The organism is Mycolicibacter heraklionensis (assembly GCF_001021505.1).
GTDB lineage: Bacteria > Actinomycetota > Actinomycetes > Mycobacteriales > Mycobacteriaceae > Mycobacterium > Mycobacterium heraklionense.
The window spans coordinates 1-18,798 of sequence record NZ_LDPO01000039.1 but is presented as its reverse complement, the minus strand read 5'-3'; the positions used below and the strand labels follow the sequence as shown (position 1 = coordinate 18,798).

Here is an 18,798-nt window from a genome sequence, read left to right as displayed (position 1 = left end):
CCCGCCGATCCCGCCGACAAGGCCCTGTCCGCCGGCCCCGCCCGCGCCGCCAACACCGAGCAGCCAGCCCCCGTCACCGCCCGCTCCACCGGCCGCACCGGCGCCCGCGGCCCCACCGGTGCCGCCATCACCGAACAGCCCCGCGGCCCCGCCGGCGCCGCCGGACAGCCCGGCGCCCGTCGAATCCCAGCCCGCCCCGCCGTCACCGAAGATCCAGCCGCCGGCCCCGCCGTCGGGATGATCAACCGTTCCCGCGGCACCGTCGCCGATCGCATACGAACCCAGCAAGGCGTTGAGGACGCCGTCAAGTTGTTGGCCGAGGTCACTGTGGATCCAGTTTTCGATACCGGCGTGAACCGGCTCGTAGACGAACTGCTCGAACCATCCGCTCAGATCGGTGGCCGCCGCCGGTCCCGCGATTAGCCCGCCGAGCAGGCCCTCCCCAGGTGCCGGGTCGAGCAGCGGCTCCCACGAGGACCACCCCGAGATCGCATCCGTACCAAGAGAATTGCTCGCCGCATCCATCATCGGCTCCACCATCGCATCGAGGACGTCGGCCCGAGCCTGCGGTGCAGCCAGCACCGGCAACCCGGCAAGAGCCGCCGTCACAGCCCCCGTCGCCAGGGCACGCGCGCCGCTCATCCGAACCTCTGATGGTATATCTGTTACACGAAGTGTCCTAGATATACCACAGCACAGTCGGCGCGGCGCCGTTCCATGACAGGTCGGCAGATCGGTAAAGAGAAGTCGGTCGCACCGACCACCGGGACCGCAATTCGGTCGGTGCGGCGCTATGAGGGTGCGATAACGGGCTGCAGCCCTAGCCGGTCTTGCGGTCGCGGAACTTGCGGCGGCTGGCCAGTTCGTCTTCCGGTGCGGCGATCGACTCGCCGCCGTCGGCGCGCTCACCCGGGAAGTCGGAGATCACGCCGGTCAACTCGCGCATCGCGCCCGACACCGCGATCCCGAACACACCCTGGCCGCCCTGCAGCAGGTCGACGACCTCCTCGGCCGAAGTGCATTCGTAGACGGTGGTGCCGTCGGAGAACAGCGTGATGTTGGCCAGATCCTGCACACCGCGCTCACGAAGGTGGTCGACAGCGATCCGGATGTTGTGCAGCGAGATTCCGGTGTCGAGGAGTCGCTTCACGATCTTGAGCACCAGGATGTCTTTGAACGAGTACAGCCGCTGGCTGCCGGAGCCGGCCGCCCCCCGGATCGACGGCACCACCAGGGAGGTACGAGCCCAGTAGTCGAGCTGGCGATAGGTGATGCCGGCGATTTGGCAGGCACTGGGGCCGCGGTAGCCGACGAGTTCGTCGGGAACGGAGTCGTCGGGGAACAGTCCGCCCTGTACGGGTTGGCCGGCGCTGGAAGGGGCCGCGGGGACTTCGCGGTCACCCGTGTCGGACTGACCCGTGAAGTCCAGCTGTTCCTGCCCCGGTTGGTCGCCCACGCTGCTTCCTCTCGCCGATCGCGCTCGTTGCCACTGGCTGGCCGGTGGCCGCGTTTGCTCTTGCCCGAGTTGGTCGTGAGCATACGCCGTCCGACGAGCTGCCGTGCAGTTGTTCCCGCCGTGGTTCAAGTATGGGGGCCCGGTTTTGCGCGTGTTGCTTTCGTATGGGCGTGTCGCGCCGACCGCAGAGAGATGAAACGGATCTGTGACGAGGCTGAGTCCGCCGCGCCGGGTCAGGTTGCTTTGAAATCGTCGGGCGACACGCTATCGAGGAATTCCTTGAACTTCTCCACCTCGTCTTCACGCACCGCACCCGCCGTCTCGTCGTCACCCTCGTCGGGGATCAGCAGGCCCGCTTCGGCCAGCACCGCTTCCTCGACGTAGATCGGCACCCCCACCCGCAAGGCGATGGCCACCGAGTCCGACGGGCGCGCCGACACCGTGATGTCGCGGTCGAAGATCAGGTCGGCGTAGAACGTGCCCTCCTGCAGGTCGACGATTCGGACCTCTTTGAGCGAATGTCCGAGGGCGCCGATCAGGTCGCGGATCAAGTCGTGGGTCAGGGGGCGGGCCGGCTCCACGCCCTGCTGCTCCAGAGCGATGGCGGCGGCTTCGGCCTGCCCGATCCAGATCGGGAGATATCGATCACCGTCGGCCTCACGCAGTAGCAGCACCGGCTGGTTCTGCGGCTGCTCGACGCGGATGCCGACCACGCGTACTTCACCCATCTCCAGTCAGCCCTCCGCGTTCGCCTCTGTCACAAGTCCGTGTCACAAGTCCTCAGTGCGTCCCAAGTCCTTGTCGTCCCAGTATGACTCGCTGCGAAACCCGCGGTCGGACACGCAACAAGCCGCCGAAGCGAAGTCTAGTCCTCAGCCGTGCAGTACGTCGTGTACCGACGACTTGAGCAGCGCGGTGTGCAGTGCGATCGCCAGCGCCGCGACCTCGCGCGCCAAGTCGTCGGCGCGGTCACGGGCGCCCGCCTTGCCCCCCTTGACCAGCGGACCGGCGATCTGGGCGATCAGGTCGGATTGCCGGTCGGCCGCCGAGCGGAACGCCCGCAGGTGTCGCGGTTCCACGCCGTAGTCGGCCAGCCCCCGCGCGCACTGGACGATCACGACCGCGTGCTCGTCGAACAGCCCGCCCGGCCCGGGGGTGATGACGCCCGATCTGACCAAAGCCGTCAGCAGTGCGTCGTCGCCGCCCGAGCGCGCCAGCAGATCCTCCCGGCTCAGCCGCACCTGCCGAGGCGACGCAGGCAGCGCCGTCCCACCGGCGGTTTCGCCGCCGGCTGCCACAAGACGCGGCACGGGGTACGGCGACTCGGGTGACGGCAGCGCGCCGTCCGGTTCGGCATCCAGCCGCGCCTTGATCACCTTCAGTGGCAGGTAGTGGTCGCGTTGCGCGGTCAGCACGTAACGAAGCCGGGCGCAGTCGTACGCGCTGAATCGGCGGTAGCCCGACGCCGCCCGCTGCGGCATGACCAGCCCCTCGGTCTCCAAGAAGCGAATCTTGGAGACCGTGACGTCGGGAAAATCCGGCCGCAGCAGATCCAGCACCGCTCCGATTGACATCCCGGCCAGTTCAGGGCTGTCGGGCGCGGTCATTAGCTGCCCGGCCCGGCCTCGGTCTCACCCGTCTTCGGGCCGGTCAGGAAGACCAGGCGGAACTTGCCCACCTGCACCTCGTCGCCGTTGACCAGGACCGCCGAATCGACCGGCTCCCGGTTGACGTAGGTCCCGTTGAGGCTGCCGACGTCGACGACCTGAAACTCGTTGCCCTCCAGCCGGAACTCGGCGTGCCGACGGCTCACCGTGACGTCATCGAGGAAGATGTCGCTGTCGGGGTGCCGACCGGCTGCGGTGACCGGTTGGTCGAGCAGGAACCGCGATCCGGCGTTGGGACCACGCTTGACGACCAGCAACGCCGAGCCCACGGGCAGGCCCTCCACACCCGAGGTCAGGCTCTCGCCGCCCGCCTGCGCGGGAGCGTCGAGTTCGTTCAGGAAGTCAGCGCGGAAAACCGATGTGGTTTCCACGGTGACCTCGTCGCCTGCCTGGTCTTGCCCCGTCGCCGGGTCCTTCTCCGTCACCCGCTACTCCTCACTGGCCGCTGTTCTGCTACCTGGTCGCGCCCGCCGGACATCTCTTGCGCCCAACCCTGAATCGTTGAGTCGACCGTACCGCGCAGCGGTCCGTCATGTCCCCCGCACCGCGGGATCGTGTCGGGTGGATACCCGCGCGTCCCGGCAGGCAGGCTAACAATCGTCATTCCGACAACGTCGCCCGGTAGGCGTCGGCAGTCAGCAGGCCCGACAGACTCTGGTCCAGAGCTGCCGAATCCGCGTTCGCCACCTGAAGTTCCAGCAGCCAGCCGGCGCCGTAGGGCTCGGAGTTCACCAATTGCGGGTTCGCGTCCAGGTCGGCGTTGACCGCGCTCACCGACGCGGTGATGGGCGCGTAGAGGTCGGAGACCGATTTGGTCGACTCCACCTCGCCGAATGCCTCTCCTGCGGTGACTCCGGTGCCCGCTGCGGGCAGTTGCACGAACACCACGTCACCCAAGGCCGCCTGCGCGAAGTCGGTGATACCCACCCGGACGGTGTCGGGGCCCGTGCGGCGAACCCACTCGTGCTCGGCGGTGTAGTACAGGTCGGACGGAACTAAACTTTCCGAGCTCACGGTGATCGTGCTCCTTGCGCTGTCGGGCTCACTTGACTGGCTGAGCGTATTGGCGCGGTTTCGGTTGTCGCAACACGGTCACCTCCACGCGGTCGGCTTGCTGCACTCCCATGGCGCCGCCAAGCCGTTTGACGCTGTCGACCGCCCCGCCGGGAATGTTCATCGCGGCCGCCAGAGTCGGCGGATCGCCAATCGCCAGAACCGAATACGGCGGCGTCAGAGCCGTGCCATCGAACTCCAGCGCGCCGGGTGCGCCCGCAACCCACGAATCCACCCCGATGCGCACCGCCTTGGTGCCGTCGCGCACTTCCATGGCCTCGGCACCGGCCGCCCGCAGCTCGTTGATCACGTCGAGCATCGTCTCGGGTGCGACACCGCGGGCCGGATCGTCGACGGTGATCACGACGCCGGGACCGACCGCGCCCACCGTGCCGACCATGATCGCCAGGGCGGCGAGCCGCGCTTGGGCGTTCTCGATAGCGGCCTGGTCACTGCTGCCGGACTCCTGCAGGGCGTTCAGCGTCTGCTGCAGTTCGGCGATTTCGGTGTTGAGGGTGGCCTCGCGTTGACGCAGCGAGTCCAGCAGCACCAGCAGGTCGGCGGGCCGGGCCGTTTCCAGCGCGTCCTGGGAGTCGTTCTGGCGGACCTGCGTGACGATCGCCACGCCCAACAGCAGGCACAGCAGCATCCCCAGCACGCTGAACAGTGGGCCGGAGCGGCCGCGCGGCGGCGCCACACCGTCCTGCGGGGTCGGCTGCGGCAGCTCGTGCCGGCCGTGCGACGCCGGGTCCGTGCTACTCATGCGTGTCAGGCCCCGAACAGCCGTCGCCGCAGCGCTGCCGCATTACCGAAGATGCGGATGCCCAGCACCACGATGATCGCGGTCGACAACTGAGTTCCGACCCCCAACTGATCGCCGAGGTAGACGATCAGCGCGGCGACCAGAACGTTGAACACGAACGACACGACGAACACCTTGGCGTCGAAGATCCGCTCCAGGTAGGCGCGCAGGCCGCCGAACACGGCGTCCAGCGCCGCGACCACGGCGATCGGCAGATAGGGCTGAACCACCTCCGGCACGCTGGGATGAAAGACCAGCCCCAGCACGATGCCGGCGATCAGCGCGGCGATACCGATCATTGCGAAATCACTCCAGCCTCCCGAACCGGACCCGTGCGGGCCACCACCGTGACACCGCGACCCGCAGCGCAAGCTTGCGTCACGATGCCCCTATCTGTTTGGCAAACCGGACATCTCGCACCGATCCGGCCGGCAGCGTGATGTCGGCCGAGCCGCGGCCGTCGACCCGCACCACCACCCCGTACGAGGCCTCCAACAGCCGCAGCCGGTAGAGCCCCGGGCTGCGGTCGAAGGCATCGCGCAGTTCGCGTGGCTGTCCGATGGCTTGCAGCGTGTAGGGACTGCTGATCGGCTTGTTGTCGACCAGGATGGCTCCGCCGGCCTGGCGGATCGTGACGTTGGGGCCGATGCGGACATCTCCGACGGCGATCGCCTCGGCCCCGCTGGCCCACAGCGAGTTGACGACCAGCTGCAGGTCGCGGTCCAAGATGATCTGCTGACTGCCCGACACCCGTTGTTTGGACGCGTCGGAGAGGTTTCGCCCGACGCCGGGGTCGGTCACGGTGACGACCACCCCCGGACCGGCCACCCGGGTGCTGGCGGCCTCCAGACTGAGCGCGTCCAGACCGGCCAGCACCCGCTGGCCCTCGGCGTCGTCGGCCAGCCGGTGCCGGCGCAGCTCGTCGACGCGGTTGGAGTACGTGTCACGCTTGTCGGCCAGCCTGCCGGTGACGGCCTCGGCCGCCCGAACGTTCGTCGCCAGCACCTGTTGCGCGTCGCGCACCCCGGGCGCCACCGACCGCGCCTGCGCAACAGCCACCGCGAACACCGTCGCCACCAGCAGCGCCGCCACCGCCTCCCATGCCCACCCCGCGATCCGCGCGGTGGCGGCGGGCGGCGTGCTACGGCGTGCCCGCCTGGCTGCGGCCGCGGCATAACCGGGGTCGAGATGTTCGGACAACAAAGAGCGCAGCAGGGAGGGCACCGCGAATTTCCGCGGCCGGCCGGCCTGGTGGGCGCCGGCACCCTGGGAGTCGTATCCGCTGAGCGCGAAGAACGGTTCAGCCACCGGCAACCTTCGGCATGGTGCGGACCACCATGGTCACCTGAATCAGGTACAGCACGAACGCCCACAGGTACATACCCAGACCCCAGATCAGGAAGCCCCATCCGGCCGACAACACCACCCGGCTGACCAGCGTGTCCCACTGTCCCAGCAGGATCAGCGGAAACGCCGACATCAGCGCGAAGGTGCCCGCCTTGCCGATATAGGTCACCGGCAGCGCGACCAGTCCCCGGCTACGCAGCGCCGGCAGCGTCGCGGCCAGCAGCAGGTCCCGGGCCAGCAGTGTTCCGATAATCGCCCAGGGCACCAGCCCGCGCACCCCGAAGGAGACCGGAATGGCGATCATGTAGAGCCGGTCGATCGCGGGGTCGAGCAGGGCGCCCAACGCCGAGGACTGATTGAGCAGCCGGGCCAGTTTGCCGTCGGCCCAGTCCGAGGCGCCGCTGAGCATCAGCGTCGCCACCGCCGGGCCGTCCGCCCGCGCGACCAGCAGTAGGTACAGAAAGACGCCGATCAGGCCGAGACGGGCCAGGCTGATGACGTTGGGCACCGTGAGCACCCGGTCTTGGACTTGCTCGGAGCCAGACCCGGCAGGCATAGCGACCCCCTAGCGGAAGATCCCGGGCAGGCTCAGCGCGTCCATACTGTCGTCGCTCAGCGGGTTGTCCCGGACCATGTAGGTCCAGGTCGACGTGGGCCGGGCCAGCTTCGACAGGTCGATGCCGGGCTCGGACTCGATCGAGTCCGAGGTCTCCAGCGTCTGCTGGGACGCCTCGATGGCGTCGGCGGCCAGCGAGGCGAACGCGTCCAGTGCCAACCGGTGGAACTCATCGAGCGGGTTCTGCCGGCCCAGGGCACGCAGGTGGATGCTCTCCCGGATGTCGGCCAAGTACGCCAGGTGGTCGGCCCAGCCGCGATCGAGGTGGTAGAGCATGATCAGCCGGCAGATCTTCTCCAGCTTGGCTTCCCCGTCTTCCCCGTTCTGCCCCAGCTGGTCCTTCAACTCGGCATAACGCTTCGGGGTGAGCTCGGCCAGCTCCTCGCGAGCCGCCGGGGTGGACAGCAGCGTGTTGCGCCGCTCCACGATGATGGCGCGCTGCTGGGCGATCAGCTGGTTGTACCGCCAGGTGTTGGCATGGATGTCGAGCAGCTTGCCCTCGGCGATGCGCTGCGCGTGGTCGAGCATCCCGGAGGCCTTCGGACTCAGAATCCGGCCGTCGTCGTCGGTCTCGGTTGGCAGCTTGTTGGGCTCCAGGTTCGTCGCGGCGACTTCGTCTTCCCAGCTGGAGAAGAACACCGACGATCCCGGGTCGCCCTGACGGCCGGCCCGGCCCCGCAACTGGTTGTCGAGGCGCTGGGTGTGCTGGCGGCCGGTGCCGATCACGTGCAGCCCGCCCAGTTCGACCACCTGATCATGGTCGGCCGCTTGGTTCTCCGAGGATCCGCCCAAGCGGATGTCGGTGCCGCGGCCGGCCATCTGGGTGGAGACGGTGACCACCCCGAGCTTGCCGGCCTCGGCGATCACCGTGGCCTCTTCGGCGTCGTTCTTGGCGTTGAGGACCACCGCCGGCACACCGCGCTTGCGCAGCCGCTCGTGCAGTTCCTCGGACTCGGCGACGTCGTGGGTTCCGACCAGCACCGGCTGTCCGGTGGCATGCACCTCGACGATGTGGGCGACGATGGCGTCATTCTTAGCCGCGGCGGTGATGTAGACCCGGTCCGCCTCGTCTTCGCGGATGTTGGGCATGTTCGGCGGGATCGGCGAGACCCCCAGCTGGTAGAACTGGCGCAGCTGCTCACCGGCAGCCAACGCCGTACCGGTCATGCCGCACACGGTCGGGTACCGGTTGACCAGCGCCTGCACCGTGATGGTGTCGAGCACCTCGCCGGTCTCGGTCGTCTCGATCCCCTCTTTGGCCTCCACCGCGGCCTGCAGGCCGTCCGGCCAGCGCTGCAGGGCGGCGATCCGGCCACGCGAGGCGTTGATCAGCTGCACCTTGCCGTCGCGGACGATGTAGTGCACGTCGCGCTGCAACAGCACGTGGGCGTGCAGGGCGACGTTGACCTCGGTCAGGGTGGAGACCACATGCTCCTCGGAGTACAGGTCGATGCCGCCGAGCGCCTTCTCGACCTTGCGCGCGCCCACCTCGGTGAGGTGGATGTTGCGCCGGTCCTCGTCGGAGTCGTAGTCCACTCCGGGTTTGAGCCGTCCGACCAGCTCGACGATCTCCATCCGCGGCGTCTCCCGGTGGGTGGTGCCGGCCAGCACCAGCGGCACCAGCGCTTCGTCGACCAACACCGAGTCGGCCTCGTCGATCAGCGCCACGTCGGGGTTGGGCGAGACCAGATCCTCGACATCGGTGACCAGCTGATCACGCAGCACATCGAAACCGATCTCGTTGATCGAGGCGTAGGTGACATCGCACTGGTAGGCGGCGCGGCGCTCGGCCGCCGTGGAGTCTTCGGTGATCCACCCGACGGTGACCCCGAGCGCGGTCAACAGTGGACCCATCCACTCGGCGTCGCGGCGGGCCAGGTAGTCGTTGATGGTGACCACGTGCACGTGCCGGCCGCCGATGGCGTACCCGGCGGCGGCGATCGCCCCGGACAGCGTCTTGCCTTCGCCGGTGGCCATCTCGACCACATCCCCGGCCAGCATCCGCAGCGCGCCCTGCAACTGAACATCGAACGGACGCATCCCGATGCTGCGTTCGGCGGCCTCCCGGGCGATCGCCAAGAACTGCGGGATGTCCGACGAATCGGCCAGCTCCTTCAGTTTGAGCAGTTGCGCAGCTTTGCGCAGCTGCTCATCGTCGAGCCCCGCGGCCTTCTTGGCGTACTCGCCGGCCGCCGTGACCTCGGCCATCGAACGACTCTGGTTCTTCTCGGTGCTGGCGCCCAGCAGTTTCCAGAATTTCCCGCTGAGCCGACCCGACTTGGTTCGCGTTCCGGAGACAGTCTTGGAGGTGTTGGCCACAGCACAACGGTACGCGGTGGCCAGCGCTTGCAAGCCGGGGGCACCGTCGCGTCGGCGGGTCGTCGCGGCAATGCTTATCCGGCGCGACACCGCACTGCTGCGGTAGGTTTCGCACGGGATTTCTCGATTCGGAGACCGGCCGCGATGCGATTGCGGTGATACGGACGGCAAGGAGACATCGGCAGTGGACTCGAAGCTGTTCAATCCATCCATCGACTGGGCGCATGCGCTGCCCGATTCGCTGGTGTGGATCGTGCTGGCCTGGACCATCAGTGCCGTCAGCGTGCTGGCGGTGGCAGCCCTGCTGCGGGTCAGCACCCGGTGGGGACGCCAGTTCTGGGAGATCAGCGGTGCCTACTTCACCGGGCGTGACAGCCTCCGGGTCTGGCTCATGCTGGGCGTGCTGCTGCTGTCGGTGATCACCGCGGTCCGGCTCAACGTGCTGTTCAGCTTCCAGGGCAACGACATGTATTCGTCGCTGCAGACCGCCTTCCAGGGCGCCGCCGGTGGCGACGAGGCCGTCAAACAGTCCGGTGTGCACGGGTTTTGGGTGTCGATCGGCATCTTCAGCCTGATGGCGGTGCTGCATGTGGCACGGGTGATGCTCGACATCTACCTGACCCAGCACTTCATGGTGAACTGGCGTATCTGGCTCACCGAACGGCTTACCGGGGACTGGTTGGACGGGCGGGCCTACTACCGGGCCCGCTTCGTCAAGACGCCACTGGACCCCGCCGTGGGTGAGGCCGTCGAAGGCGCGATCGACAACCCCGACCAGCGCATTCAGCAGGACATCGACATCTTCACCGCAGGCAACGGCGCCAACGCCAACGCACCGGCCAACGGCACCGGCAGCACGCTGCTGTTCGGCGCAGTGCAGTCCATGGTCACGGTCGTGTCGTTCACCGCCATCCTGTGGAACCTGTCGGGCACCCTCACCGTCTTCGGTTTCGACATCCCCCGGGCGATGTTCCTGATCGTCCTGCTCTACGTGGCCATCGCGACCATCGTCGCGTTCTGGATCGGCCGGCCCCTGATCCGGCTGAGCTTCCGCAACGAGCTCACCAACGCCGCCTTCCGGTATGCGCTGGTCCGGGTACGCGACGCCGCCGAATCCGTGGCGTTCTACCGGGGCGAGATCGCCGAGCGGCTCCAGCTGCGGACGCGGTTCAACGAGATCATCGCCAACTACCTGAAATTCGTGAACCGGACCATCGGGTTCGCGGGCTGGAACCTGTCGGTGAGCCAGGCGATCGTCCCGTTGCCCTGGGTGATCCAGGCGCCACGGCTGTTCTCCGGGCAGATCATGTTCGGTGGGGTGGCGCAGACCGCGACGGCTTTCGGCAATATCTCCGATTCGCTGTCCTTCTTCCGCAACGCCTACGACAACTTCGCCGGCTACCGTGCCTCGATCATTCGTCTGCACGGGCTGGTGGAGGCCAACCGCGAGGCCCGCGAACTGCCCGAGATGCTGGTCAAGCCCAGCGCCGACGACACCGTTGCCCTTGAAGGCGTCGAGGTGCGCAATCCCGAGGGTGTCCCGCTGATCGAGGCGCTCGACCTGCACCTGGGCGTCGGTGACGCGCTGATGATCGCCGGGCCGTCCGGCAGCGGAAAGACGACCCTGTTGCGCAGCCTGGCCCAGCTGTGGCCGTACGCGTCGGGCACCCTGCGGCGTCCCGACGCCGACAACGAAACGATGTTCATCTCACAGCTGCCCTACATCCCGCTGGGCGACCTGCGGACCGTGGTGGCCTATCCGCTGGCTCCGCAGGAGATCTCCGACATCGCGTTGGTCGATGCGCTGGGCAAGGTCCTGCTTCCCCATCTGATCGACCAGCTCGACACCGTCGAGGACTGGGCCAAGGTGCTCTCTCCCGGTGAGCAGCAGCGGGTGGCGTTCGCCCGAATTCTGTTGACCCGGCCCAAGGCGGTGTTCCTTGACGAGTCGACGTCGGCGCTCGACGAGGGGTTGGAGCTGACGCTGTACCAGCTGCTGCGCACCGAACTGCCCGACACCATCCTGGTCAGCGTGAGTCACCGGCACACCGTTCGCCAGCACCACAAGCACGTGCTGGAGCTGCTCGGCCAGGGCCGCTGGGACCTCTCGGCGGTCTAGGCCCGCCCCCACCCAGCCGAGCTGGGGGCACCTCCCGCTCGCGGGGGAGCGTGTCCCCGGCCGACACGCCGTGGCGCACACCGGGTTTACGCACCCTCACGCCAGAGTGGCGCGCTCCGCGGCGTGTGTCCCGGCCCGGCGGCCGAAGAACGAGCCCTCCCCCAATTGGGTCCCGCTGGCGTAGCCCTTGCCGTCCTGAGCGATGTTGGCCGCGCAGGCCCCGGCGGCGTAGAGCCCGGGTATCGGCTGTCCGTCACCGCGCAACACTTCGCCGTCCACCGACGTCGCCAGCCCGCCGATGGTGAAACCGGCGTACATCGCCTTGCCCAGCGACAGGTCGAACGCGCCCCACGGTCCGGTGTCCTGCGGGGCCAGGAACGGCGGCTGCTTGTGAAAGTCCGGGTCCTCCCCGCGCGCCGCGTAAGTGTTGTAACGGTCCAGGGTCGCCACCAGGTTTCCTTCCGGAATACCCAGGGCTGCTTCCATTTCCGGTACCGTCTCCCATCCGTCGATCAACGGCACCAAGGGCACCTGCGGCTTGCGCATGTGGGCCTCGTCGACGATCAGGAACGCCGCACTGTCGGGCTGGTCCATGACGAACCCCGAGGTGCGTGAGTGGTAGGAGTCCTCGGCGACAAAGCGCTTGCCCTCTTTGTTGACGATGATCCCGGTGAGCAGGATCGAGGGCGGGTAGACGGGCGCGGTGATGAATATCTGGTCCATGTGCTTGGTGGCGCCGCCCACCGACATTCCCATCCGGATGCCCAGTCCGTCGTCGTAGGTGTTGCCCAGCACGAACGGCTTCTCCGCCAGCTTCGGCGTGTACTGGGCGACCATCTCCGGGTTCATCACGAAACCACCGGCGGCAATCACCACCGACTTCGCTTTGATGACACCGCTTTCGGTGAAGTGCTTCCAGGTGACACCTACGACGGCGCCGGAGGCGTCGGTGACCAGACCGGTGGCACCGGTCTCGTAGCGGATCGTCACACCGAGGCTGTCGGCCCGCTTGAGCAGCAGGTCGATCGCCATCTTGGCGCCCTGGGTGTCACCGGGCACCGGAACCTTGTGCCCGCGCGGTGCGGGAACGGCCTGGTTCAGAAACGGCCACACCTTCTCGTTACCGGTGAACATCAACCCTTCGGTGTTGGGCTGGATCACCGCCTTCTCCGGGTAGTAACTGCGCTCGAACGCAATTCCGAGGTCTTCGAGCCAGTTGAAGTGCTCGACACTGCCGTCGCAGTAGGCCCGGATCTTGTCGTGCTCGGGTTCGCGCGACACCGCGACGAGGTACTTGTACATCTCGTCGGCCGAGTCGGGATGCCCGGTCGCCTGCTGGACCGCGGTGCCGCCGCCGAGGTAGAAGTGGCCGCCCGCCATGGCGGTGGTGCCGCCGGCCTCGGCGGCCCGCTCCAGTACCAGTACCTGGGCCCCGGCTGCCGCCGCGGTGACGGCCGCGCAGCCGCCGCCGATACCGAAGCCGATCACCACGACGTCGAACTCGTCGGACCACTCCGAAACCGTTTCGGCACTGGTGGTTTCCGGGATCTGGGTGCTCATTGCCGCCACTCCTCCTCGTCGCCGGCGCTACTCCTGGGCGCCGCTGCGGTGCTCACCGCTGCTCCTGTTTGATGTAGTCGAAGACCGACCGGATCTCGGCTGGGATGTAGGCGATCTCCAGGTAGGGGATGCCGGCGTCCGGCGCTGAGACGTACGCGAAATGCATGCCTCCGGGCATCACGCCCCGGGCAACCACCTGGGCGCCCCGCTCGGCGGCGTCGTTCAGCATAACCTCGAAGTTTTCGGGGTCCTGGGCCTCGATGCAGACATGGTGCAGGCCCGGCCCGCGGGAACGGAGAAAGTCTTCGTAGAGGCTGCGGCCGCGCACCGGTGCGATCAGCTCCAACTGCATGTCTCCGACATAGCTCAGGGCGATGTCCGCGACGAAATCAGCCGGCTCGCCCAGGTAGCTGCAGGTGTCCGGGGCGAAGTGCACGCCCGGCATACGGACCCATTTCCGCACACCCAGCAACGCGGTCAGAGTCGATTCGGTGGCGTCGAGATCGTTGGTGACCCAGGCGATCTGGATGGGTGGGCGGGGTGTCGGGGTCATGGCAGCGGGTTCGGCACGCCGACGTCTTCGCGGACCTGTTGGGAGATCGCCGGCCACGAGACCGCGGCGGGGAATTCGCCCCAGACACTGTTGAACAGCCCGACGATCCGGGCCGGGCCGGAGTCGCGCGTGACATACACCGGACCGCCGGAGTCACCCTGCTGACTGCGAACACTGCGCGTCATGGTGAACCAACCGTTGTTGACCCGTTCGACGGTGCCGCAGGTTTCTCCGGTGACGATGCCGAAGTGGCAGACCGGTTCACCGGGGTTCAGGACGTGGTCCGGGCCGGCCTGCAGCTGCAGACCACCCGGCAGAACATCGTTGACGTCGACATCGTCGGCCAGCACGATCGACTCGTAGTCGGCAATCACCTGGTCGGTATTGACCGTCGAACCATTGGGTGTGTTGTCGCGAAAGGTCGCCAACCTGCCGATGACCGCCCCGCCCCGGTCGGTGACGGTACCGCTCCCCCGGCAATGTCCGGCGGTGAAGGCCACCCGCAGCACCGGGTCGACGTAGCCGAGAGTGCAGACGTGGGTGTCCTGGCGGATCTCCATCCCTGGGAACACCAGCACCCGATCGGCTCGGGCCGGAGATACCGCCGGGCCGGCAACCGTCGCACCGACCCCCAGCAGCACCGCCAGCACCCGCGCAACGAGCCTGGGCAACCGTCGACTCCTATCGTTGAGGGCCGGTTTCGGTCCGGCCCGACCACGCCACCGCGGCACAGCGCGGCGATCAGGGGATCGTCAGCTCCTGACCGGGGTGGATCAGGTCAGGGTTGGCGATACCGCTGGCCTCCGCGATCTGCGGGTACTTGTTGCCGTCGCCGTAGAACCGCTCGGCGATGGCGAACAGGGTGTCACCGGCGACCACGGTGTACGTGCGCGCCGCAGGTGCTGCTGCCTCCTCCACGGGAGCCTCTTCAGCCTTGGGCTCCTCGGGCGGCGGGGCGTCGGTCTCGGTCTTGGTGGACCAGGCCGCACCGTCGGCGGCGTACAGCACCAGGTTGCGGTCGTCCTGCAGAACCAGCTTGACGTCCTTCTTGCCCTTGGTGTCGGTGTGCCAAATCGGCTTGTCGGCGGTGTACAGCACGAAGTTGCCGTCCGCCTGCACCTCGGCACGCACCACGTCGTTGCCGTTGGTGCCCGACGCCCAGATGGCTTTGCCCCGCGCCGCCAACACCAGGTTGCCGTCCTCCTGCAACGTCAGGGTGTAAGCCCCGTTGTTGGAGGTCAGCGACTCGCCCTTGACGAGCTTCTTTCCTGCAGTGAGCGTGTCTCCCAAGCTCTGTGCCACGTTGTCCCCTTCTTATCGGCACGCCGCGACCTTGACTCGTCGGGCGTTGTCGCTCGGATGCGACGCTAGTCAGCCTAGGCGAACACCCGCCGGTGCGCCCTCATTACGTCAGGGCAATCTCGGCGCCGGGGCGGCGGCCGTTTCCGCGGCGACGGGCTGCCAGCCGGGCGGCCCGAAGAGGTAACCCAGCCGATCGCGCCACCGGGTCGCACTGCGCACATCGGCGATGATCGAGGCGTACTCGTGGAATTGCAGGGTCACGATGTTGAACGTGTCGACGGGCTTGGTCAGCCCGTAGTGCGGGCGAAACCGTTCGGGAGCGAAGGTGCCGAACAGCCGGTCCCAGATGATGAGGATTCCGCCGTAGTTGCGGTCCAGGTACTCCGGGTCCATGCCGTGATGCACCCGGTGGTGCGACGGGGTGTTGAAGACGAACTCCACTGCCCGCGGCAGCTTGTCGATCCGTTCGGTGTGCACCCAGAACTGGTAGACCAGGCTCACCGAGAAGCTGGCGAACACCATCCACGGCGGAATACCCAACAGCGGCAACGGAATCCACATCAAGATCTCGCCGCTGTTGTTCCACTTCTGACGTAGCGCGGTGGCGAAGTTGAAGTAGCGGCTGGAGTGGTGCGCCTGATGCGTCGCCCAGATCAACCGGACCCGATGGGCGATGCGGTGGTAGCTGTAGTAGAGCAGGTCCACACCGACGAGTGCGATAACCCAGGTGTACCAGTGCGCGGGCGACAGATGCCACGGCGCCAAATAGGTGTAGATCGCCGCGTAGCCGAGCAGCGCGATGAATTTCCACCCGGCAGTAGTGGCCATGGACACCAGGCCCATCGAGATGCTCGCCCAGGCGTCCCGGGTTCGATAGGCGCCGGCGGGCGCCCGCTCCGCTTCGGACTGTTCGAGCTTGCGTGCGGCGAACCATTCCAGACTCAGCAGCAGGAGGAAAAAAGGCACGGCGAATATAACCGGGTCCCGCATCGGCCCCGGCAGCACCGACCACACGCCCGCGATCGCGTCCACCGTCTCCTACCTCCGCAACATCAGCCTAGACACCGCGACGGCCACCAATCAGTCCGGCGACAACGATGACTGATCCTCGGCGTGCCACTGCACCGCGTAGACACCGGGCTGCAGGGACAGTTCGGCGACCAGGCGCTCCAGCCGGTCCGGCGCCCGGCTGTCCGACAGCATGGACGCGGTGAGCGCGATGTTGTCCTCGCCGGCACGAACGGTGTGAATCCCCCGCAGAATCAGGTCGTTGCTGGCGGTGTGTTGCACGATCTGGGCGCGCAGGTACTTCTCGGACTTCGGCCGGCAGATCACCTGCACCTCATACGGCGACTGCGGTTCGTCCTCCTCCACGTGCTGATCACGGTCGATGAGCCGTCCCAGCGGCCGCAACAACAAGTGGGTACCGACGATCGCACCGGTGCCGATCAGCGCGAACACCAGGTCGCCCGCCGCGGCCAGTACACCCACGGCGGCCGAACACCACAGGGTCGCCGCGGTATTGAGCCCGCGGACGTTGAACCCCTCGCGCAGGATCACCCCGCCGCCGAGGAAGCCGACCCCGGACACCACGTACGACGCGACGCGGGTGGAGCTGGGTTCCACGGCGACGGCGTACAGCACAAACAGCGTCGCACCGGCAGCGACCAGCGCGTTGGTACGCAGCCCCGCCATCCGCGCACGCCACTGTCTCTCCAGCCCGATCAGTGCACCACAGCCCAGCCCGACAGCCAGTCGCAACGTGAACTCGGCGACGCTCAGCGTCTGCATGACGTCAACGATGACACACCGCTAGCCCGCGACCACCGGCCGAGCCATCACCGTGGGCTTGAAGCCGTACCGTGGAGCGGCGAAACCGTAGTTGCGGCCCTGACCGGCGCCGGCCAGCGGCACACCGGGCATCCCGGCGGCACCGGGCTCCGGTGCATGCGCGGCGACCGTCCAACCGGTGGCCGCGACCGAGGTCCCCGGAGCCGCGGTCGTCGGAACCGCGGCGGCCCACGACTGCGGCACCGACAGTCCCCCCACTGCTGCTGCGTGGCCCATGCTCGCCGAGGCCGCACCGATGCCGGCGTTGGGCAGCCCGGCACCCAGCGCCCCCAGGCCGCCGGGTCCGAGCATCCCGGGAAGCAGCATGTCCATCGGGTCGACTGCTCCCAGGCCCAGCGGGTCGGCGGCAGCCAGGGCGGCACCGCGGATGACGGCGATGTCCGCTCCGGCCTGCGTGATTCCGGCCAGGCCCATCGGGCTGAACGAGCTGCTCATCAGGTTGGTCATCGCGTTGCCCAGATCCCCGGCACTGATCACTTCGCCGCCTGTCGTCGGCGCGTCCACCGGCGTTGCGAGGGCTTGCAGCGCCTGCGGTGTGTTCGTCATCGCTTGCGACAGGGTGGATTGGGCATTGGATGCAGCCGCTGTGCCGGCGGCCTGGGAGGTCGCACCCTGCTGTGCGGCCTGCCCCGCGGGGTCGGCAACCTCGTGCGGCGCGCTGAACGGCGTGACCTTGGTGGCCGCCGCCGACGCTGCCGCGTAGCCGTACATCGCGGCGGCGTCCTGAGCCCACATCTGGCCGTAGTGCGCCTCGGTGGCCGCGATCGCCGCAGCGTTCTGACCGAGGAAGTTGGTCGCGACGAGCGCTGCGAGCTGGGACCGGTTGGCGACGATCAGCGGCGGCGCCACCGTCATCGCGTATGCCGCGTCGAACGCGGCGGCCGCCGCCTTGGCCTGGATAGCGGCCTGCTCTACCTGGGCGGCGGTAGTGCCCATCCACACCATGTAGGGCGTGGCCGCGGCAGCCATCGCGTTGGAGGCCGGTCCCATCCAGCCTTCACTGACGAGTCCGTTGATGACGCCCTGGTAGGCGAACTCGGCCGAGCTGAGCTCGGCGGCCATCTTGTCCCATGCCGCCGCGGCGGCCATCATCGGTCCCGAACCGGGGCCGGTGTAGATACGTGCTGAGTTGATTTCCGGCGGAAACGCTCCGAAGTCCATGGCATTGCTCCTTTTTGGTGGTTTTTCGGCCACGAATGGCTGGTCTAGGGGGATGTGCAGGCAGGGTCGATGCCCGATATGTGTTGCGGCCGTGCTCCGGACGGCAGGAGAAATCGGGACAGCGGTCATAGCGACATACCGGAGCCAGTCATACCAAGTCGATTGCTTGCTCGACGAGAAGGACGAGCTACCAATCGATTTCAGGGCATGCCGAAGCCTGGCGCCTTCCGCTGCGGGAGGGAACGCCAGTCGACGAGTTCAGCGCCGGTGCGAATCAGATGGTGAAAGCAGCACCGAGATCGAAGGAGACGAACATCGATCTCGGATAGGAACTATCACTCGGACTCAATGTCGCTCTCACCTCCTCTCGGCCTGGGCACGCGCGGGTGCCTGCACGTATGCACGACGAGGTGAAGTAACCCGGCAACAACCGGGATCCGCACCCCTCTCGTCAGAGCTTCGGCACTGCACGGCGTGTCCTGGCCTGCGCAAATGTGCAGACCCGGAAGCCACTTGGGCTCAACCCTTAATCCGGGAGGAGCTGTCCTGACCCGGGGCGTCTTTCGACGTTCGGGGTCAGTGGCCTATATCCGTGCAGACGCCTCACCTAACGAGGTGCTTGCTTAACCATAGTGCACCAGTGGGGTGGCAGGGTCAATCCGAATCGCCGGGCCGCCGACGGTCTATCGCAGATCCTGACGCACTGGAGGTGAAAACGCTTGTGCTCGGCCGAAATAGGCAGTCCACGTAAAGCAGTACGCGGCAGCGCACCCGTGGATCGGGTGTGCTGCCGCGCTGCGAATTGCGAGGCGCTCAGGCCCAGCTGGAGCCCACCGAGGCGTCGGTGTTGGCCATGTTGTTGCCCGCCGACTGCACCTTCTGACCGTGAGAGTTGGCCTGCTCGTAGATCACCGCGAAGTTGCGGCCCAACTGCGCCACAAACTCCTGGCACGCCACCGAACCCGCACCACCCCAAAAGTCACCGGCAGCCA

At 67.4% G+C, this 18,798-nt stretch carries 20 protein-coding genes and 1 riboswitch; of the genes, 1 reads left to right on the top strand and 19 read right to left on the bottom strand.

Going from position 1 to position 18,798, the window contains the following annotated elements; translation table 11 throughout:
- The 11 genes from ABW16_RS26985 to secA2 form a co-directional block, all read right to left on the bottom strand.
- The coding region (locus ABW16_RS26985) for a PGRS repeat-containing protein (RefSeq protein ID WP_412178225.1) at positions 1–642 on the bottom strand (642 nt) is incomplete at its 3' end.
- 178 nt (positions 643–820) lie between these two features.
- On the bottom strand, positions 821–1,456 hold the full coding sequence (locus tag ABW16_RS23205; protein WP_047321563.1) for a MerR family transcriptional regulator: 636 nt from the start codon (positions 1,454–1,456) through the stop codon (positions 821–823).
- A gap of 233 nt (positions 1,457–1,689) precedes the next feature.
- Positions 1,690–2,184, bottom strand: coding sequence for a bifunctional nuclease family protein (locus tag ABW16_RS23200; protein WP_047321562.1), 495 nt, complete (start codon positions 2,182–2,184; stop codon positions 1,690–1,692).
- Positions 2,185–2,328: 144 nt separating this feature from the next.
- Positions 2,329–3,063 (bottom strand): transcriptional regulator FtsR, encoded by a 735-nt coding sequence (gene ftsR / locus ABW16_RS23195; RefSeq protein ID WP_047321561.1) that lies wholly within the window; start codon positions 3,061–3,063, stop codon positions 2,329–2,331.
- Entirely contained in the window at positions 3,063–3,548 is a 486-nt protein-coding gene (gene garA, locus ABW16_RS23190) for a glycogen accumulation regulator GarA (protein ID WP_024442764.1), read from the bottom strand. The genes ftsR and garA overlap by 1 nt, the downstream gene beginning before the upstream one ends.
- A 175-nt stretch (positions 3,549–3,723) precedes the next feature.
- The gene (gene gcvH / locus ABW16_RS23185; RefSeq protein WP_047321560.1) at positions 3,724–4,137 is read right to left on the bottom strand and encodes a glycine cleavage system protein GcvH; all 414 of its coding nucleotides are present in this window, start codon (positions 4,135–4,137) and stop codon (positions 3,724–3,726) included.
- A 28-nt stretch (positions 4,138–4,165) separates the two neighbouring features.
- Positions 4,166–4,939, bottom strand: coding sequence for a DUF881 domain-containing protein (locus ABW16_RS23180; RefSeq protein ID WP_047321559.1), 774 nt, complete (start codon positions 4,937–4,939; stop codon positions 4,166–4,168).
- 5 nt (positions 4,940–4,944) lie between these two features.
- Positions 4,945–5,277: a small basic family protein gene (locus tag ABW16_RS23175; RefSeq protein WP_013828851.1), complete on the bottom strand. Its 333-nt coding sequence runs from the start codon at positions 5,275–5,277 to the stop codon at positions 4,945–4,947.
- A gap of 79 nt (positions 5,278–5,356) precedes the next feature.
- On the bottom strand, positions 5,357–6,286 hold the full coding sequence (locus tag ABW16_RS23170; RefSeq protein WP_047321558.1) for a DUF881 domain-containing protein: 930 nt from the start codon (positions 6,284–6,286) through the stop codon (positions 5,357–5,359).
- On the bottom strand, positions 6,279–6,881 hold the full coding sequence (locus ABW16_RS23165) for a CDP-alcohol phosphatidyltransferase family protein (RefSeq protein WP_047321557.1): 603 nt from the start codon (positions 6,879–6,881) through the stop codon (positions 6,279–6,281). The genes ABW16_RS23170 and ABW16_RS23165 overlap by 8 nt, the downstream gene beginning before the upstream one ends.
- Positions 6,882–6,890: 9 nt before the next feature.
- A complete protein-coding gene (secA2, locus tag ABW16_RS23160; protein ID WP_047321556.1) occupies positions 6,891–9,260 on the bottom strand; it encodes an accessory Sec system translocase SecA2 in 2,370 nt (789 codons plus the stop codon).
- 184 nt (positions 9,261–9,444) lie between these two features.
- Between secA2 and ABW16_RS23155 the strand changes: the two genes are divergently transcribed.
- Complete coding sequence (locus ABW16_RS23155; RefSeq protein WP_047321555.1) at positions 9,445–11,379, top strand: ABC transporter ATP-binding protein/permease; 1,935 nt, start codon at positions 9,445–9,447, stop codon at positions 11,377–11,379.
- Positions 11,380–11,475: 96 nt separating this feature from the next.
- On the opposite strand, the gene ABW16_RS23150 is transcribed toward ABW16_RS23155, so the two are convergent.
- From ABW16_RS23150 to ABW16_RS25105, 8 genes are all read right to left on the bottom strand, one after another.
- Positions 11,476–12,939: an FAD-binding protein gene (locus tag ABW16_RS23150; protein ID WP_047321554.1), complete on the bottom strand. Its 1,464-nt coding sequence runs from the start codon at positions 12,937–12,939 to the stop codon at positions 11,476–11,478.
- A 52-nt stretch (positions 12,940–12,991) separates the two neighbouring features.
- The gene (locus ABW16_RS23145; protein WP_047321553.1) at positions 12,992–13,492 is read right to left on the bottom strand and encodes a VOC family protein; all 501 of its coding nucleotides are present in this window, start codon (positions 13,490–13,492) and stop codon (positions 12,992–12,994) included.
- Positions 13,489–14,163 carry an Rv1815 family serine proteinase gene (locus ABW16_RS23140; protein WP_052957076.1) on the bottom strand — a complete coding sequence of 225 codons (675 nt, stop codon included), beginning with the start codon at positions 14,161–14,163 and terminating at the stop codon, positions 13,489–13,491. Before ABW16_RS23140 ends, ABW16_RS23145 begins: the two co-directional genes overlap by 4 nt.
- A 70-nt stretch (positions 14,164–14,233) precedes the next feature.
- On the bottom strand, positions 14,234–14,782 hold the full coding sequence (locus ABW16_RS23135; protein ID WP_109519723.1) for a LysM peptidoglycan-binding domain-containing protein: 549 nt from the start codon (positions 14,780–14,782) through the stop codon (positions 14,234–14,236).
- A 120-nt stretch (positions 14,783–14,902) separates the two neighbouring features.
- Positions 14,903–15,826, bottom strand: coding sequence for a sterol desaturase family protein (locus ABW16_RS23130; protein ID WP_047321550.1), 924 nt, complete (start codon positions 15,824–15,826; stop codon positions 14,903–14,905).
- A 48-nt stretch (positions 15,827–15,874) separates the two neighbouring features.
- Positions 15,875–16,585 carry an MgtC/SapB family protein gene (locus ABW16_RS23125; protein ID WP_047321549.1) on the bottom strand — a complete coding sequence of 237 codons (711 nt, stop codon included), beginning with the start codon at positions 16,583–16,585 and terminating at the stop codon, positions 15,875–15,877.
- Between the two features lie 21 nt (positions 16,586–16,606).
- Positions 16,607–17,806 carry a PPE family protein gene (locus ABW16_RS23120; protein ID WP_047321548.1) on the bottom strand — a complete coding sequence of 400 codons (1,200 nt, stop codon included), beginning with the start codon at positions 17,804–17,806 and terminating at the stop codon, positions 16,607–16,609.
- A 436-nt stretch (positions 17,807–18,242) separates the two neighbouring features.
- Positions 18,243–18,428, bottom strand: a riboswitch (M-box (ykoK) riboswitch).
- Positions 18,429–18,619: 191 nt separating this feature from the next.
- On the bottom strand, positions 18,620–18,798 hold a 179-nt coding region (locus ABW16_RS25105), incomplete at its 5' end, for a WXG100 family type VII secretion target (RefSeq protein WP_200900713.1).

Excerpts from the sequence above, each read along its gene's own strand:
- ABW16_RS23200 (WP_047321562.1), bottom strand. The coding sequence starts at position 2,184 with ATGGGTGAAGTACGCGTGGTCGGCATCCGCGTCGAGCAGCCGCAGAAC.
- ABW16_RS23145 (WP_047321553.1), bottom strand. The coding sequence starts at position 13,492 with ATGACCCCGACACCCCGCCCACCCATCCAGATCGCCTGGGTCACCAAC.
- ftsR (WP_047321561.1), bottom strand. The coding sequence starts at position 3,063 with ATGACCGCGCCCGACAGCCCTGAACTGGCCGGGATGTCAATCGGAGCG.
- ABW16_RS23175 (WP_013828851.1), bottom strand. The coding sequence starts at position 5,277 with ATGATCGGTATCGCCGCGCTGATCGCCGGCATCGTGCTGGGGCTGGTC.
- ABW16_RS23165 (WP_047321557.1), bottom strand. The coding sequence starts at position 6,881 with ATGCCTGCCGGGTCTGGCTCCGAGCAAGTCCAAGACCGGGTGCTCACG.
- ABW16_RS23150 (WP_047321554.1), bottom strand. The coding sequence starts at position 12,939 with ATGAGCACCCAGATCCCGGAAACCACCAGTGCCGAAACGGTTTCGGAG.
- ABW16_RS23180 (WP_047321559.1), bottom strand. The coding sequence starts at position 4,939 with ATGAGTAGCACGGACCCGGCGTCGCACGGCCGGCACGAGCTGCCGCAG.
- ABW16_RS23120 (WP_047321548.1), bottom strand. The coding sequence starts at position 17,806 with ATGGACTTCGGAGCGTTTCCGCCGGAAATCAACTCAGCACGTATCTAC.
- ABW16_RS23125 (WP_047321549.1), bottom strand. The coding sequence starts at position 16,585 with ATGCAGACGCTGAGCGTCGCCGAGTTCACGTTGCGACTGGCTGTCGGG.